This window comes from Parapedobacter deserti, from assembly GCF_042646065.1.
Taxonomy (GTDB): domain Bacteria; phylum Bacteroidota; class Bacteroidia; order Sphingobacteriales; family Sphingobacteriaceae; genus Parapedobacter; species Parapedobacter deserti.
On record NZ_JBHRTA010000030.1, the window covers coordinates 250,865 to 268,294 of the forward strand.

Annotated in this window: 11 protein-coding genes; 9 read left to right on the top strand and 2 right to left on the bottom strand. The window is 49.0% G+C overall.

What is annotated here, in order from left to right; genetic code table 11:
- The first annotated feature begins 78 nt into the window (after window positions 1-78).
- The 9 genes from ACFOET_RS09865 to ACFOET_RS09905 all read left to right on the top strand — a co-directional run bounded on the left by ACFOET_RS09865 (window position 79) and on the right by ACFOET_RS09905 (window position 15,983).
- Window positions 79-747, top strand: coding sequence for a 3-keto-disaccharide hydrolase (locus tag ACFOET_RS09865; protein ID WP_379022082.1), 669 nt, complete (start codon window positions 79-81; stop codon window positions 745-747).
- Between the two features lie 186 nt (window positions 748-933).
- Window positions 934-1,536 (top strand): RNA polymerase sigma factor, encoded by a 603-nt coding sequence (locus ACFOET_RS09870; protein WP_379022084.1) that lies wholly within the window; start codon window positions 934-936, stop codon window positions 1,534-1,536.
- Between the two features lie 80 nt (window positions 1,537-1,616).
- On the top strand, window positions 1,617-2,864 hold the full coding sequence (locus ACFOET_RS09875; protein WP_379022086.1) for a FecR family protein: 1,248 nt from the start codon (window positions 1,617-1,619) through the stop codon (window positions 2,862-2,864).
- A gap of 160 nt (window positions 2,865-3,024) precedes the next feature.
- On the top strand, window positions 3,025-6,345 hold the full coding sequence (locus tag ACFOET_RS09880; protein WP_379022088.1) for a SusC/RagA family TonB-linked outer membrane protein: 3,321 nt from the start codon (window positions 3,025-3,027) through the stop codon (window positions 6,343-6,345).
- A 19-nt stretch (window positions 6,346-6,364) separates the two neighbouring features.
- On the top strand, window positions 6,365-8,146 hold the full coding sequence (locus ACFOET_RS09885; protein WP_379022090.1) for a RagB/SusD family nutrient uptake outer membrane protein: 1,782 nt from the start codon (window positions 6,365-6,367) through the stop codon (window positions 8,144-8,146).
- A gap of 18 nt (window positions 8,147-8,164) precedes the next feature.
- Window positions 8,165-9,361, top strand: a complete 1,197-nt coding sequence (locus ACFOET_RS09890) for a DUF1735 domain-containing protein (protein ID WP_379022092.1) — start codon at window positions 8,165-8,167, stop codon at window positions 9,359-9,361.
- A 456-nt stretch (window positions 9,362-9,817) separates the two neighbouring features.
- Entirely contained in the window at window positions 9,818-12,493 is a 2,676-nt protein-coding gene (locus tag ACFOET_RS09895) for a PVC-type heme-binding CxxCH protein (RefSeq protein ID WP_379022094.1), read from the top strand.
- A 17-nt stretch (window positions 12,494-12,510) separates the two neighbouring features.
- Window positions 12,511-13,731 carry an FG-GAP repeat domain-containing protein gene (locus tag ACFOET_RS09900; protein WP_379022095.1) on the top strand — a complete coding sequence of 407 codons (1,221 nt, stop codon included), beginning with the start codon at window positions 12,511-12,513 and terminating at the stop codon, window positions 13,729-13,731.
- 11 nt (window positions 13,732-13,742) lie between these two features.
- Window positions 13,743-15,983: a PVC-type heme-binding CxxCH protein gene (locus ACFOET_RS09905; protein WP_379022097.1), complete on the top strand. Its 2,241-nt coding sequence runs from the start codon at window positions 13,743-13,745 to the stop codon at window positions 15,981-15,983.
- On the opposite strand, the gene ACFOET_RS09910 is transcribed toward ACFOET_RS09905, so the two are convergent.
- Together ACFOET_RS09910 and ACFOET_RS09915 are read right to left on the bottom strand one after the other, a co-directional pair.
- Window positions 15,980-16,441, bottom strand: a complete 462-nt coding sequence (locus tag ACFOET_RS09910) for an aspartyl protease family protein (protein ID WP_379022099.1) — start codon at window positions 16,439-16,441, stop codon at window positions 15,980-15,982. The two genes, ACFOET_RS09905 and ACFOET_RS09910, sit on opposite strands and share 4 nt — an antisense overlap.
- Before the next feature lie 3 nt (window positions 16,442-16,444).
- Window positions 16,445-17,383 (bottom strand): malate dehydrogenase, encoded by a 939-nt coding sequence (locus tag ACFOET_RS09915; protein WP_379022101.1) that lies wholly within the window; start codon window positions 17,381-17,383, stop codon window positions 16,445-16,447.
- Between the last annotated feature and the right edge of the window lie 47 nt (window positions 17,384-17,430).

The following is a 17,430-nucleotide window of genomic DNA, read 5'->3' on the forward strand; positions in this document are numbered from 1 at the left end:
TAGAAAAGGATAACAGACGTGTGGTCAATACTATTTGCCTCAGTTATATTTGCTATAATGGAGTTGATGAATTACTTAATGATGAAAAGAAATATATGGATGGTTCCCGTTTCTTCGGGTATACTGGTCTTATTCGGTTTTTCAAGTCTCTTAGCGCAAAAGTCGACGCAGCAGACGCCCAAAACGGTGAAGCTATTTGACGGTTCAACGCTCAAAGGTTGGAAGCCTGTAGACCAATCGGATTCGGTATATTGGAGGGTTTCGGATAGTTCGATAACGGGTGGCGACGGGATAAGTAATATTCCGAAAAACACTTACCTGCAAACGGAACAGCAATATGAGGATTTTGAATTCAGTTGTTTGTTTAGGTTATCTGGCGATCCAGCTACCGGTTTCATCAATAGCGGAATTCAATACCGCTCTTACGTTTCAAATAATGATATGGTAGGGTATCAAGCTGACATCGGAAATGGGCATTGGGGAGATATTTATGATGAGCACCGGAGGGCGCTGCTTGTTAAAGGTGATTTATCGACGCTTCGTCATATCCTTCGAGATGGTGATTGGAATAGTTACCTGATACGAGTGCGCGGTAATCACCATACGCTTTATATCAACGGGATAAAGACCTGTGACTATGTGGAGAAAGACCCTAATATTCCATCAAAGGGTGTAATTGCTTTGCAACTTCACAGTGGGGGAGCGGCAAAAATTCAGGTAAGGGATGTAACCATTACGACCTTTTGACTTTCTGTTACCTAAACGTGCGATCGCTTTTCTTGAAGCGTGATATATAACAGTCATTAAAGGGAAAAATTCCGTTAGGTTTTCCTTCCAGTCGGGCTTACCTTTGAACAACCAATTATACATGATGGTTGGCCATGTAACCGGGTGTCAGAAAATATAGATGCGGTTACGTTGCCTTGAATCCGAATGAAACCTTTAATCGAAAAGCGGGACTTAACGGAAAAACAGCTCCTCGAACGGATCAGTATTCAGGATGAGGGTGCGTTCAGCGTGCTCTATGACCGGTTCCGGCCCAAGGTCTATACTTACGCATTGAAAATATCGGGATCCGTAGAAGTTGCCGAGGATATCGTACATGAGGTCTTTTTGAAGGTGTGGCAATGCCGGGAGCCTGACAACATTGCTAACCTCGATGCATACCTTCGTGTGGTTACCCGGAATTTCACCTTAAAATGGCTGCGAAGAATGATCTTGGAAAGGACGGTCGGCAAGGAAATGAAAGACAATTGGGATGAGGTTGACTTTTCCACCGAGCAAGCGGTCAATTTGAAGGAAACGCAGGAAGTCATTGATCGTGCCATCGCGCTGCTCCCCCCACAACGGCGCCTGATTTTCCAATTGTGTAAAAACGAAGGGCTAAAGTATGAAGAGGTCGCTGAAAGAACCAATCTGTCTCGATTGACCGTCAAAACCCATATGCAGCTTGCGTTGCGCTTTTTGCGTAACTACATGGTTAGGTATCAAGATGTAGTGAAGCTGTTTCTTGCGGTGTTCCTGCCGCTTATTTAAATTTTTTTTCACCCTATTACTCCTCGGTATACCCGTTAAGGGTCATATCATAAAGTGACCAATTCAGGATACTTATAGCAATGGACAATGCGCGCGTAAAATTTTTAGTCGATCGGTACCGTGACGGTATAGCATCCGACGAAGAAATAGCCGAATTGAGGCTTCTGGTATTGGATGCGCGTTATCGTCACCTGCTGGAAGCGTGGACGGATGAGCTTTGGGATGACTTAGATAAAGAAGCGTTGTCGGATATGTCGGGCGAAAGGCAGCAGGCAGCATTATGGCGTATCATTGGACATTATAACAAAGATTACGGGCGTATCCATCGGTTGATGAAGTATGCCGTAGCAGTTGTATTACTGGTTTCTGTAGGGGCGTTTAGCTTCTGGTATTGGCAAGAGTCACCGGCCGCCATTTTTTTGACGGTTGGTGCTGATGATGTTACCGAGATTTCGCCAGGTGCAAACAAAGCAGTGCTTACCCTGGCAGATGGGCGGAAGATCGTGTTAGATGACTTGGTAGGAGGGGAGCGCATGGAAGTCGGAGCAGCTACTACGGCACTGAAGCACGTCGACGGCGTCTTAGTATATCAATCTGAGCACGAACATCACTTATCGACAGCAAAACAACAGGAAGTTTACAATACCATAACGACGCCGATTGGTGGCCAGTATCGGGTGATACTGCCCGATGGATCCGAGGTCATGCTTAATGCGGGATCAGCATTGCGCTATCCGGTTGTATTCGGAAAGGGTAAGCGAGTTGTCGAATTTTCGGGAGAAGGTTACTTTAAGGTTGCATCCGACCAGAACAGGCCTTTTTTCGTAGAGACCATGCTTGCTGATGAGCGCCATACCGTACAAGTGCTCGGCACAGAATTTAACATAAATACCTATGATCATGAGCGTGAAGTTTTGACCTCAGTTATCGAGGGGAGTGTAGGGGTTAGTGCGACGCATCAAGGGTTGGGATCCGTCGTGTTAGCGCCCGGACAGCAGTCTGTATTATCGGGTAAGAGCGGCGCGTCATCTTTGCGTGTGGTTATGGCAGACCTCAATTCAGTGACCGCTTGGAAAGATGGATTGTTTGTATTTAATGACGAGCGGCTGCCCGACCTGCTTAAACGCGTAGCAAGATGGTACAATGTCACCTTTACCTATGAAGATGACGTGAACGATATCCGATTTCAGGGAAACTATTTCCGTGACAAGGGATTGTTGAATTTGTTGGAGAACCTGGAAATGGCAGCCCAGGTTGAATTTCTAATTGAGAAAAAGGAGATGGCTAATACCAGCAGTGAAAGGAGGGTATATGTAAAAAGACGATAAACCTATATAACAAAAAAGTCGAGAGTGCGGCGAACACCCTCGACAGATTGTAATTAATTGTTTCCAATTAAAACCTAGTAATCTAATTCGAATGTATAAAAGATATTTGAAAAAGAGAGGAATTGCTTTATCCGAAAAATTCCTGAAGTATATTCTCGTCATGAAACTTACATTGATACTGCTTTTGTTTTTTGTTCAGGTAAGTGTCGCAGGACTGGCTCAAGAGGTGACGCTGAAGGTGAGTAATATGCCGGTAAAGGATGTGTTCCATCAACTGACCTTAAAAACGGGCTACAATTTTATTGCTGGATCCGAAGTCATGAATAGCTTGGGTAATGTGACCCTGAATGTGAATAATCAGCCGTTGATGGCGGTTTTGGATAAGATTTTTGATCCGGGAACCGTAGACATCCTGCTTGGCGGTAATAAAACGATTGTTATTAAGATGCGCGCTGGCTCAGTCGATTCCAAACGGGCTTCAATGCCGGCGGCACTGGAACAACAGGAACGGGATGTGCGCGGAACGGTCAGGGATTCGACCGGAGAAGCATTGCCCGGTGTTACCGTGACTGCGGTTGGTACGTCCAATGTGGGTACCTATACCGATGCTAATGGACGTTTTGTGCTTGCGCTTCCAAATGAGGTCACCCACATTGAATTTAGCATGATCGGCTTTGCGACTGTAAACGAACAGGTCGTGGGTAGAGACGTTATCGATATCGTGCTGATGGAGTCGGACGCCCAAATAGATGAAGTGGTGGTAGTAGGGTTTGGTACGCAAAAGAAAGTGTCGGTAACCGGTGCGATATCGGACGTTCCGGTAGCTAATATACAACGTATCGCTACCCCCTCGCTTTCCAATGCGTTGGCGGGCAGCATGCCTGGTATCATCACCAGGCAGAGCTCCGGTGAGCCGGGCTATGATGGCGCTGCGGTATTTATCAGGGGGTTTGGTACGTGGGAAAACCGTTCGCCGCTCATTCTGGTGGATGGGGTAGAACGCGATATCAACAGCTTGAACACTCAGGAGATCGAGAGCTTTTCTATTCTGAAAGATGCTTCCGCCACGGCAGTGTACGGCGTACGGGGTGCTAATGGCGTAGTGTTGATTACAACAAAAAGGGGTAAGGTAGGCAAGCCACGGGTAATATTCCGTACGGAAAATGCAACACTCCAGGCGCTGCGCCTGCCGGATTACATTGACGGGTACGAATACGCGGGATTGATAAACGAAGCACTCACGAACGAAGGTCGGGCCGAACTTTATTCTTCTTCTGATCTGGAGAAATTCAGGGATGGGTCAGACCCGTACCTGTATCCGAATGTCGACTGGGTGAATACGGTGCTGAAACGAAACACCTTTCAGACAATAAACAACCTGAGTGTAACCGGCGGTACCGATATGGTTCAGTATTACACCAATGTCGGTTATACCGTGCTCAACGGGATTTATAAACAGGACCCGGATAATTTTTGGAATAACAACGCGCAGATGAAACGCTATAATTTTCGATCGAACGTTGATATTAAATTGTCCAAAAACCTTAGCCTGGATTTGGGTATTGGCGGTATCATACAACGCGGAAATTATCCGGGCAGAAGTGCTCCGGATATCTTCAACTCGTTACGGATAACCTCACCGATTAATTTTCCGATTACGAATCCGGATGGCTCAGTTGCGGGAGGACAGACCTCGTATCTACAAGAAAACCCGTATGGTTTAGTTGCGCGGTCTGGCTATTCTACGCAGGACCGGAATACCCTCCAGGGCACATTTGGGGGACGCTTGGATCTGTCTGAATGGGTTACCGAAGGGCTTTCGCTGCGTGGTCTTTTTTCCTATGACCATCATTATCACGGATGGAACAACAGGATCAAGCCTTATGCAATCCGGCAATACTTAGGCAAAGACGCGAACGGTGAAGACCAATACAGGGATCCGGATATCCGTGAAGAAGGATCAATGGGGTATGGTGTAGGCAATACGGCAAATCGTGCATACTATTCTGAAGCAGCGATAAACTACGCACGGTCATTTGATCAGCATAATGTAGCTGGCATGTTCCTTTACAACCGACGCGACTATACGGATATCACTGCCGGATCGAGCCTATATAATCTGCCGTACCGAAGACAGGGCATTGCCGGTAGGGTAACCTACGATTTCATGAGCCGGTATCTCTTTGAGGCTAATGTCGGATACAACGGCTCGGAGAACTTCCCGGAAGGTAAGCGGTATGGTTTTTTCCCCTCTGTGTCAGCCGGATGGGTCATTAGCAACGAGCCATTCTGGAACGTCAGTAAAGTGAATAACCTGAAAATCAGGGGGTCATTTGGACAGGTGGGTAATGACCAGATCGGTGGAACACGCTTTCTGTTTCTCACCAATATTATTCATGGTGGGCAAGACTATCCATTCGGCGAACAGCAGACTTGGATGCCGGGGTATAATGAAGATCAGATCGGTAACCCTGACGTGACCTGGGAGGTGGCTACCAAAGCAAATATCGGTATTGATCTGGAGATGTTCAATGGCCGGGCCGTATTGCAGGTCGATGCCTTCAGGGAAAACCGCGAGGGCATTTTGATACAGCGGGGTGTGATACCGCGGGTAGCGGGATATTATCCCTGGGTAATACCATTTGCCAATCTGGGTGCGGCTAAAAACCATGGTATAGATGCCTTGCTCGAGATCAAGAATACTACCCGCAGTGGATTCTATTATAATTTTAGGGGCACGGTCACCTATGCGAAAAGTACGAGGGTGAAAGATGATCTGCCAACTTATCTTTACCCGTATCAGAACCCGATCGGACACCTTATTGATCAACCCTTTGGGTATATCTCATTAGGTCTGTTCAAAGATGAGGACGAAATCGCGAGCAGCCCGCGACAAACGTTCATGGAGGATGTAAGACCTGGTGATATCAAGTATATGGACGTCAACGGCGATGGTGTAATCGACGTGTTCGATCGGGTGGCAATCGGATATCCCCGTACACCGCAACTTGTTTACGGGGCAAATTTCAGTGTGGCTTACAAGGGTGTCGAACTGAGCGCCTTCTTTACGGGAGCGGCCCGGGCAAGCTTGTTCATTGATGGTGCCTCCATGTACCCTTTCCAGATGGGACTGGGGACGTACAATATCATGAGAGCGTATTATGATAACCGCTGGACGCCGGAAACACCGGATGCCAAGTACCCGAGGGTATCAACAATGGATAATCCGAATAATAACCGGACCTCTACGCACTTTCTTCAGGACGCAAGCTATATCCGGTTGAAAAGTGCCGAGGTGGCGTATAACTTCGAAGTGAAGGCCCTGGCTAAGTATGGGTTGGAAAGGTGCCGGTTGTTTGTAAACGGTGTCAACTTGTTTACCTGGGACAAGATCAAAATTATCGACCCCGAGTCAAATTACGGAACAGGAGGTTACCCCTTGCAACGCAGTGTCAATTTTGGCGGACAATTTACATTTTAAAACATAGCGTTAAATCCATATGAAGAAGTTAGCAACAATGATATGCTTCGCTTGCCTGTTGATGATAACGGCATGCGAAAAGGACTTTCTGGAAAAGCAACCAGACGAAAATTTGGATATTGAACGGATTTTTTCCGAACGGAAATTCGCAGAGGGCTTTCTCTCGTCAGTGTACCATAATATACCTCCAATGCAGGATCCATCGCAATGGGTACAACGTAACCCGTTTACCGGTGCAAGTGATGAGATGGAAATCACCTGGACAGGTGCATACTCTCATTTGCTTAATTCCGGTGCATGGAGTCCCGCTGACTTTGAGCCGGATCTCTGGGGATTCATGTATGAAGGTATCCGGAAAGCCAACTTATTCCTTGAAAATGTTGACAGGGTGCCGATGGATGAGATTGAAAAAAACAGGTGGAAGGGAGAAGCTACATTCCTGCGTGCATTTTATCATTTTCAATTGGTCAGGATGTATGGCGCAATTCCGCTGGTGGACCATTCCATCGGGTTGGCCGACGACTGGAGCGTGATACGACGACAACCTGTAGACCAGGTTATTAACTTTATTGCAGACGAGTGTGATAAGGCTGTAGCGCTGCTGGACTGGACAGTTCCCCCGATACGATATGGCCGGATTACGAAACCTGCCTCATTGGCACTAAAAGCACAAGCGTTACTTTATTTGGCTAGCCCCCTGTTCAATGGTAATCCGGACTATGCAGGACTTGTCGACGACCAAGGAATCCGTCTGTTCCCAGATTACGATGCCAATCGTTGGCGGATTGCCGCCGAAGCGGCTAAGGCGTGTATAGACGGTGCCGAAGCAAATGGATATGGACTTTACTACGCGGCTAATAATGATCCGGTTCGGAATTACTCGGAGTTATTCTTCGTGCGCAACAACAGGGAGGTATTGATGGCTAGAAATAACGGTGTGCACGCGCACTTCGAACGCTGCGCCAATCCTACAGGTTTCGGCGGTTTTTCCATTTATTGCCCTACACAGGAGTTGGTCGATGCATACGAGATGAGCAACGGACAGCGCCCCATCACGGGTTATAACGCTGATGGTTCACCCATCGTGAATCCGGAATCGGGTTATGTTGAAACGGGCTTTACAGCCGATCCGCATCCGGCGGGTTATCATACAGCCAATGTGAGCAATATGTACGCTAATCGAGATCCGCGCTTTTACGCAAGTATTAGCTTCAGCGGGGCTATCTGGAAAGACCGGCCAATCGAATTTTGGTTTACGGGCATCGATGGACGGCAACGCGCCGGTTCCGACTATTGTATCTCGGGCTATCTCATGCGTAAGATGGTTGACCCGACATCCAATATACCGCAAGGACAGTTCGGTTTAAATACGTGGGTTCAATATCGATTAGGAGAGCAATACCTCAACTACGCAGAAGCGCTGAATGAGGCGGATGGTCCGGTGAGGGACGTGTACCACCATGTCAACGCTATCCGTTCGCGGGCGGGGATGCCCGCGTTGCCGCAAGGTATGAGTAAAGAAGAGATGCGGGACCATATCCGCCACGAACGGCGGATCGAGTTAGCGTTCGAAGCTCATCGCTATTTCGACACACGGAGGTGGAAAATTGCGGAGGTGGTTGATGGACGGGAAGTACATGGGATGAATATCTTGGCAGGCACACACCTGCAGGATGAAGCATTTTATCAGCGAACGGTTATTGAAAGGCGAGTGTTTACAGCACCGAAGCATTACCTGTGGCCTATTCAGATCATGGAAATCGAGAAAAATCCTAGGCTGGTACAAAATGTAGGGTGGTAACGCGAAAAAATATAAGCAATGAGAACAAAACTCTTTTTTTATTCGATAAGCCTGCTAACGTTGTTTTCTGCATGCAGTAAGGTTATTATTTATGAGCCTAGCGCTGAGGAAATTGAGTTGTACAGCCAGATCTATATGCCGCGTGCCGAACGAGGTGCCGTGAGTGTCCCACTTAGTTTGGCGGAACAGCAATTGACATTCACATACAACGCCTTTCTGGGTGGGCCGATTGACGCCAGAAATGACATTTCAGTTCGCTTTGGGGTCGATCCAAACAAAGTGGCTGCATATAACGAAACCAATAACACCGATTACCAACTGTTGCCTGAAGAAGCTTATGAGCTGGAAGTAACACATGCAACGATCGGAGCCGGGCAACGTACCACTGGCGACTTTCAATTGAAAATAGTGTCGGGACCCCATTTAGAGCTTTTTCAGAACTATCTATTACCTATCAGCATCTTGGATGCTGAAAACTCAGTGAATAATATGCTGGCCACAACTTATTACTTGTTTTCTGTTTCCTACGAACCAGGAAAGGTACCGCGTGAGCTGGTGTTGAGTATGGGTAGCAATTGGGGGAATATTTTGTCGAACGGCGTCAGAGGAACGCTGATACGGCGTGATGCGAACAACGACATCTTAGTGTATGAACCGGATGAACAGGGTGTTTTTTCGGCAGCGCCACAGGTTGCCGGGATAAATTGGGATGCTTCAGAATCGTTCTACTATGTTAACGAAAACACGATCGTCGTTCGGAATTATCCGTACTGGGCGGGACTGTTTAATTTTCGGGTCGATGATGATTACGTGCTGCATGGTGCAGATCCGTTCTGGCTGGGAGACTTCTGGGACCAATTCCGGCTGATACCCTTCAACGACTTTTTCCTGACGGTTGACGGGGGAGGGGTGATGCGGCGGCAACCGGCATTGACAGACGTAAATGCCCCCAAAACGGAGGTGGGGTCTGGTTTCGGCGGGTTTAAGCAGTTATTAGCCTATGACGATTCGCTGCTTGCCCTGGCGCACGATGGAAGGCTTTGGCTGTATGAAATGTCTGATCAGGCTGTGCCCGGTCCACGCAGACAGGTGGGCAGTGGTTGGGAGATGTATCAGCAGATTATCGTATCCGGAAGTGACATACTTGCGCTGGACGGTGCAGGGGACGTATACCGGTATAAATTCAATCCAAATGGTTTTTTTCCATTGAAGTAGGATGATACAGAAGCTGATCGGTCGATGAAATATCCACATTTACTCGTTGAGTATGTGTGCTTGCTTTCAAGCACTAGGCACAGCAGCCAGGCTCCGAGCGCCCGGGACGGTGAAACTTTTGCCACCGGGGTTTTCGAAGATCTTGTGTTGAAGAAATTGCGACGACTATGATAAAATACAGTCAGAGTCTGATTGGTTAGCGTTGGAATTTTTGATTGGCCGTTTGTTATCTTTGCCATACGCCAATTAAAGCAGCGGCAACTCAGGTTTGAAAAACATAACAGGATACTAATACATAAATTTTATTAAAAAGGTAAACAGATAATGTGCTTGCAGGTTTTAGGTAGAAGACTTTTGGGTTTATTTTTCGTCACGATGTTAGTGGCGGGATGCTCGTCAGGTGACGAATCAGCGGATGCTGAATCAATAGATCGAGAATATGTCCTCAATTCAAAGATGATTGGCTATATAGGAGTTGGCGGCGATATCGACGGGAAGATGAACCCGACGTTAAGGGCGCTGAAGGGCGAACGTGTCAAAGTTACGCTGGTAAACGGTGAATTGATGGCCCATGATTTCGTGATTGATGAATTGGAGGTGAAGTCAGACAATGTCTTAGAAGAAGGCGACACGACAAGTGTAATTTTCATAGCTAACGAAAGCGGCGAATATTATTGCAGTATTCCCGGCCATCGCCCCACGATGAGCGGACGCTTTGAGGTTGTGGAACGTATGAGTGGCAGTGATTTTGTGTATGACGTTGGTGTGTCGCCGCGAAAAAACGGCCGCCCTTTAAACCTCGGTTTCGAACGGGGAAATCTCCAAGACTGGAAAGCGACCGGCAATGCGTTTACTCCCAAATCCGTGACATATAATGCAGCACCCTGGTATCCCGACAGCGTATTATTAGGGCAGGCCGGAGACTACTACGTGACCAGCGGTGGTATCACAAACTACCAGGCAACAGGTACGCTGACATCCGAGGCGTTCGAGATTACGCATCCATTTGCTTCGTTCAAGGTGTCCGGAGGTGCGTTAGCCGGTGTCCGTGTTGAATTGGTACTGGTGGAAAACAATGAAGTATTCTTCAAAATTTCAGGGCATGTAAACGATGGACAATTTACCGGCTCGCGCCAGGTTGCCTTCCGTCCTGTCGTGGTGGACCTGAAAGCCCATGAGGGTAAGCAGATGTTTGTTCGTATCGTGGATGAGGAAACCGGACAAGTTCCTGATATCGCCTATATCGGTGATAATATTTGGGCACATATTTCGTTCGATGATTTCCGTTTCCACGATGTTCGACCGACTTACCCCAACGAATTCAAACCGGATGACGTAGTCATTCTGCCCCCGTTGGATCCTGTCGAAAACTCCGGTCTTTCAGGGCCGGAGGCCGTCAAGGCGATGGTCGTACCTGACGGATTTTCGGTGACGCTCGCTGCGTCAGAACCGGATATTGTGCGCCCTATCGCATTCGCTATGGATGACCGGGGCAGACTCTGGGTGGTTGAAGCGCACACCTATCCAGTGCGGGCAGAAGAAGGCAAGGGCACGGACCGAATTCTTATTTTCGAAGATACCGACGGCAATGGAACATTGGATAGCCGCAAGGTATTTATTGAGGGCCTGAACATGGTGAGCGGGATCGAGCTCGGCTTTGGCGGTGTATGGGTTGGCGCGGCGCCTTACCTGATGTTTATTCCAATTGATGCAAGTGGAGATAAGCCTGCTGGCGAACCAAAGATTCTATTGGACGGATGGGCCTACGAAGATACACATGAGACGCTGAATTCGTTCAAATGGGGACCGGATGGCTGGCTATATGGGACGCATGGCGTCTTCACGCATTCGAATGTCGGGAAACCAGGGGCTTCTGATGCTGAACGGCACCCCATCAATGCGGGAGTATGGCGTTATCATCCCACCAAACACATATTTGAAGTGTTTGCTCATGGCACCAGCAATCCTTGGGGCATCGATTTCAATGATGTGGGGCAACCGTTTATCACGGTATGCGTAATCCCTCATCTCTTTCATGTTATCCAGGGCGCGAGGTATCATCGCCAGGGTGGTGAGCATTTCAACCCATACACCTACGATGATATCAAAACCATTGCTGATCACGTACACTGGCTGGGTGATCGTGGCCCCCACGCAGGTAACTTCCGCTCAGGAGCGGCTGGAGGCGGACACGCTCACGCGGGCGCAGTGTTTTACCTCGGAAATAAACATTGGGGGTTGGACCGCGACGCCATCTTGATGAATAACATCAATGGCTACCGTGTCAACGTGGATCATCTCAAACGGTCCGGATCGGGATATACCGCAAGCCATGGAAAGGATTTTATCAATACGAACGATTTCTGGTCGCAATGGATTAACTTCCAGATTGATCCGTCGGGATCGATGTTTGTGATCGATTGGTATGATAAAAACCAATGCCATAGCCCCAATCCGGATGTGCACGACAAAACGTTGGGCCGGATCTTTAAGATTACCCATAAACAGGATAAATGGGTACAAACCGATCTCAGTAAGAAATCCAGCTTGGAATTGGTAGATCTGCAGCTGCATGAGAACGATTGGTATGTCCGGCATGCCCGCAGGTTATTGCAGGAACGGGGTGCCGACAAACAGGTGCACGACGCGCTTTGGAAGATTTTCAATGACAAATCCGAGGTCCCGCGCAAGTTGCGTGCATTATGGGCGCTGCACGTGACGGATGGCTTACCGGAAAACCGCTTACTTGAACTTCTGGGTCATCCAGATGAGTATGTCAGGGCTTGGGTAATTCAACTGTTGACTGAACGGAAGGCGGTATCTACCGAAGCACAGCGGAAGTTTGAGTCCATGGCAAAAAATGACCAGTCTGCGTTTGTCCGTTTGCATTTAGCCGCGGCATCGCAACGAATGGCACTCAATCAACGGTGGACGTTGCTAGCCAACCTAGCCAATTGGGTGGAGGATATGGAGGACCACAATATTCCGTTAATGGTATGGTATGGGTTCGAGCCGTTGGTTGAGGTTGATGCCAATAGGGCGTTAGATATCGCCAAGAAATCGAAATTCCCGCACCTATTGGAATTCGCCAATAGGCGTATCACCGATGCGAATGCGCATGCCCATCATTAAGGAACATGAAAACAGTTATGGAAAAAAATAAATTCGTTATCATCTTGGCTGTGTTTCTTTGTTGCCTGCTTGCCGTGGGCGCAGTTGGCCGCAAAGTCGTAGGGCCTTCTGAAAAGAATGGATATCCAGCCCGCAAGATAGCTTTCAAAAAAACGGTATTAACAAAGGAGTTCATTTCTGAAGGCGTCGCTGTTGGTGACGTCAACAACGACGGCCAGATGGATATCATTGCAGGCGCGCGTTGGTTTCAGGGGCCGGATTGGAAACGGGTACACGAAATTTATCCCGAAGATCAGGTGTTTGATGGCACCACAGGTTATAGCAACTCCATGCTCAATTTTACCATTGACGTAGATCAGGATGGCTGGGTGGATTACATTCGCGTAGATTTTCCGGGCAAGGAGATATGGTGGTATCAGAATCCGGGTAACAAAGGCGGGTACTGGAAACAGCATGTGATTGCCAGGTCGGCAAGCAACGAATCTCCGGCTTTCGTGGATATCGACGACGATGGGCGCAATGATATACTTTGTGGAGACCCCGATACGAGGGAAATGGTGTGGTTCCGATGTCCTTCGGAAAAAGGAGATACTACATGGGTGCGTCATGTGATCAGTGACAAGGGAGCGCCCGGTACCGAAGTTTTCTCTCATGGGCTTGGCTTCGGCGATATCAACGGAGACGGAAGGGGCGATGTCATCATCAAACAAGGATGGTGGGAAGCACCCACCGACCCTACGCAACCTGGCTGGACATTCCATCCCGCTGATCTTGGCCTCGATTGTGCCCAGATGTATGTAATGGATGTGAACGGAGATGGCCTTCCGGATGTTATCAGTTCGTCTGCTCATCGGTTTGGTATGTGGTGGTATGAACAGGGGCGTGACGCGGCTGGTAAAACGACTTGGAAGCTTCGCGAAATCTATAGTGAATATTCGCAGACCCATGCCTTGTCGTTGGTAGATCTGAATGGAGATGGAAATATGGATTTGCTGAGCGGTATGCGTTATCTTGCCCACCAAGGTCATGACCCCGGCGAGTCGAATCCTCCGACCATCTTCTGGCTGGAGTTCCTGCCCGGCGATCCTCCGACCTGGGTGCCTCACGTCATTGATGATGCGTCCGGAGTCGGAGTGAATAATGTGGTCGAAGACATCAATGGCGATGGACTGTTGGATATCGCGGTTGCCAATAAAGGTGGCGTGTTCTATTTCGAGCAGATTCCTGCAGGACGGTAACGGATGGTTTAGTGAGGACATTATTACGTTTTTTACGGTTGTTGTTTTTCCATGTGCCGCTTGTTGGGCTTTCACTGTTTCCATTTCTGTCTTTTGCCTGGCCTGCATCAGGCGGGCTGGATACGACAGGGCAGCGTCCGTTGGACCCTGTGGCTTCGCGCTCGCTGACCGAGGTGCCGGATGGTTTTAGTTTAACATTGTTTGCGAGCGAGCCCGACATCGGTAAGCCGATCGCTATGAACTGGGACGAACGTGGCAGGCTTTGGATTATCGAAACCGTCGATTTTCCCAATAGCGTAACTGCGCAATCGGATAGCGGCGATGATAGGATTTTGATCTGCGAAGACCGTGACGGCGATGGTAGGGCGGACAACTTCACGGTATTTGCCGATGGATTAAATGTACCGACTTCGTTTACGTTTGTGGAAGGAGGCGTACTCGTAGCCCAAGCTCCTCATTTTTTACTGTTAAAAGACTTGGATGGAGATGATGTTGCCGATAGCCGCGAGATCGTCATGACCGGTTGGGGTACGTTCGATGCACACGCGGGGCCTTCTAACCTGCAATACGGCTTGGACAACAAGGTGTGGGGAACGGTCGGCCATTCCGGGTTTGACGGATACATCGAAGACCACCCAGCTAAGTTTAAGCAAGGGGTTTTTCGTTTTGACAGCGATGCAAGCCGCGGTGTGAAGGACTTTGAATACCTGGCGTCGACGTCAAACAATACCTGGGGACTCGGCTATTCCGAGGAATTTGACGTGTTCTTGTCGTGTACAAACAACGAGCATAGCATTTTTTTTGCCATACCGGCGGCTTATTACGCGAAAGCTGGTATCGAAGAACAGGGGGTCGAACCTATCAATAGTCATTACGCCATTCACCCGCTGGTCGATACATTGAACCAAAAAGATGTAGTTGGTGGGTTTACAGCGGCTACTGGCCACAGCTTGTATACCGCGCGTAGTTTCCCGCGCCAATATTGGAACCGCGTTGCATTCATATGTGAGCCAACCGGCCGATTGGTTCACAAGCACATCATCACCAGGCGAGGGTCGGGGTTTGCCGAAGTGGGTGATGGCAAGAATATACTGGCTAGTAGGGATACGTGGTTTAGCCCCGTCGCAGCTAAAGTTGGTCCAGACGGCGCGCTATGGGTATTAGACTGGTATAACCACATGGTGCATCACCTGCCTGAACAAGACGATCAACATGGCCAGGATCGGCGCGACTTGTTCAGGGGGCGTGTATATCGATTGGTTTATGATGAGGCTCCGGCTACGCAGATGCCGGCACTATCCGTCGACCGTCCTGAAACACTGGTTCAGGCGATACAGCATGATAATATGTTTTGGCGTACCACCGCTCAGCGGCTCGTTGTTGAGCGGAACTACCGTGAGACGGCGCCGGCGTTGCGGCAATTGATTTCGGTAAATACTACGGATAAAATCCAAACAAACGGCGCTGCACTGCATGCTGTTTGGACGCTGAAAGGTTTAGGACTGATAACGCCGCATGACCCGCAGAGCCTTCAGGCCGTCGTCCGTGCACTACGGCATGCTGCGCCCGGCGTCCGTAAAGCCGCCGTACAGACGCTCCCGATAGCATTGCCGGCGGTTTTAGACAGCATGGTTGCAGCAGGTGTCTTCTATGACGATGATGACCGGGTACGGCTTGCCGCCTACCTCGCGCTGGCTGACGCACCAACGTCTTTTCAGGTGAACCGCATTCTGGAAGAGGCAATGGCAGACCAACGCAATATCGATGACAAGTGGATCGCGGAAGCATTGAAAATAGGGGGGCGAATACATGGATCCGTCAATATGGAAGGCCGCAAAGACGCCGATATAATAAGACCAACTCCGGACCAGCACATCGAAATTCGTTCAATTCGGGGCGGGCTTTCGTATGATCGGACGTATTTCTCCGTTAGAGCCAATTCACGGGTGCGGATAAAATTTAGCAATCCAAATTTCATGCAGCATAACCTCGTTATTATAAAGCCTGGCACCTTGGAAAGCGTACAGCAAGCAGCCGTTGCCTTAGCCCGCCAGCCGGATGGTGCCACACGGCAGTACATTCCGGCGTCGGATGATGTGCTATTCGCGGCTCCTCTGGTAAATCCAAACGAACATTTCGATCTTTCGTTCACTGCGCCGTCAACTCCGGGGCTGTACCCCTTTTTATGTACCTTTCCCGGTCATTCGCAGGTTATGCTCGGGGTGATGGAGGTAATTGATCAGGATATTTAGCCGCTATTTCTTTTAAAGATTCGACTGTTTTTTCGTTGCCGCAATGTCAATGTGCTTTTTCGGTAATCAATAACCCCGCCGTGGCGGGTGAGGATATCGCCGCCAATGACTCCGATGACAGGTTCAATATCCAGCTGCTCATAGGCATAGTTAATCGTGGATAGGTCGAGCACGGCGACTTCGTAACATTTCAGATGAAGTCCGCCGATCTGCAGGTCGGGTATCTTAAGGATAAAGCTCTCCATGGATGTAGTGCCTAAGCCCGTTGAAACCATGTCGGTATGCTGCAACACCATGTCTTCTTGTAGGTGTGTCTCCACAGTGGCCTTATCAAATACTGTTTTAGAAGCTCCCGTGTCCAGTACAGCCTTAAATCCCTTGCCAAAAACAATGACTTCCAGCACCAAGTGGAAGCCATCGTCTTGCAGGTTCAATAACGTCAGGGGGACAGATACCATTGATTACAGTACCCCGATTTCCTTCAGCACATTGTTCATATTGCGTACGGCCTCTGTGCTTTTGGCAAATGCGGCCTTTTCTTCATCATCCAGCGGAAGGTCGAGGATGCGTTCCCAACCGTTTCTGCCCAAAACAACAGGGACCCCGAGATTAATATCTTGTTGTCCGTATTCGCCTTCAAGGTACACTGAAGCGGTGAAGAGTTTCTTCTGGTCACGAACGATGCTTTCCACCACCGCGGCACCTGAAGCGCCAGGGGCGTACCAGGCCGAGGTGCCGATGAGCTTGGTGAGTGTAGCCCCTCCGACCATCGTGTCGGCCACGATCTGCTGTTGTTCTTCTGCCGATAGGTACTGGGTCACCGGTATGCTGTTCCAAGTAGCATGTTTGATGAGCGGAATCATGGTGGTATCTCCATGACCGCCTATGACGATGGCATTAAGGTCGGCAGGTGAGGCGTTAAGCCGTAAACTGAGCTGATACCTGAAGCGGGAAGAGTCCAATGTGCCGCCCATGCCGATAATCCGGTTCTTTGTCAACCCGGTAGCCTTCAGTGCTAAATACGTCATGGTGTCCATTGGGTTGGAAACGACTACGAGAATGATGTCAGGCGAGTGCTTCAACAGATTTTCAGCTACATTGCGCACGATGTTAGCATTGGTCCCAATGAGTTCCTCGCGGGTCATTCCTGGTTTTCGAGGGATTCCGGACGTGATGACGGCTACGGCAGAACCTGCTGTCTGGCTGTAATCATTGGTAACACCGGTGATCTTGGAATCAAATCCCAATAGGGCTGCGGTCTGTGAGATGTCTTGCGCCTTCCCTTCTGCCAACCCTTCTTTGATGTCCAACAAGATCACTTCTTCTGCGAGTTCTTTCCGGACTATGTTGTCCGCGGTGGTGGCACCGACTGCCCCCGCACCTACAACGGTTATCTTCATACGGCTATCTATTATTATTTGGTTTTTACACTATACATCGAATGGTA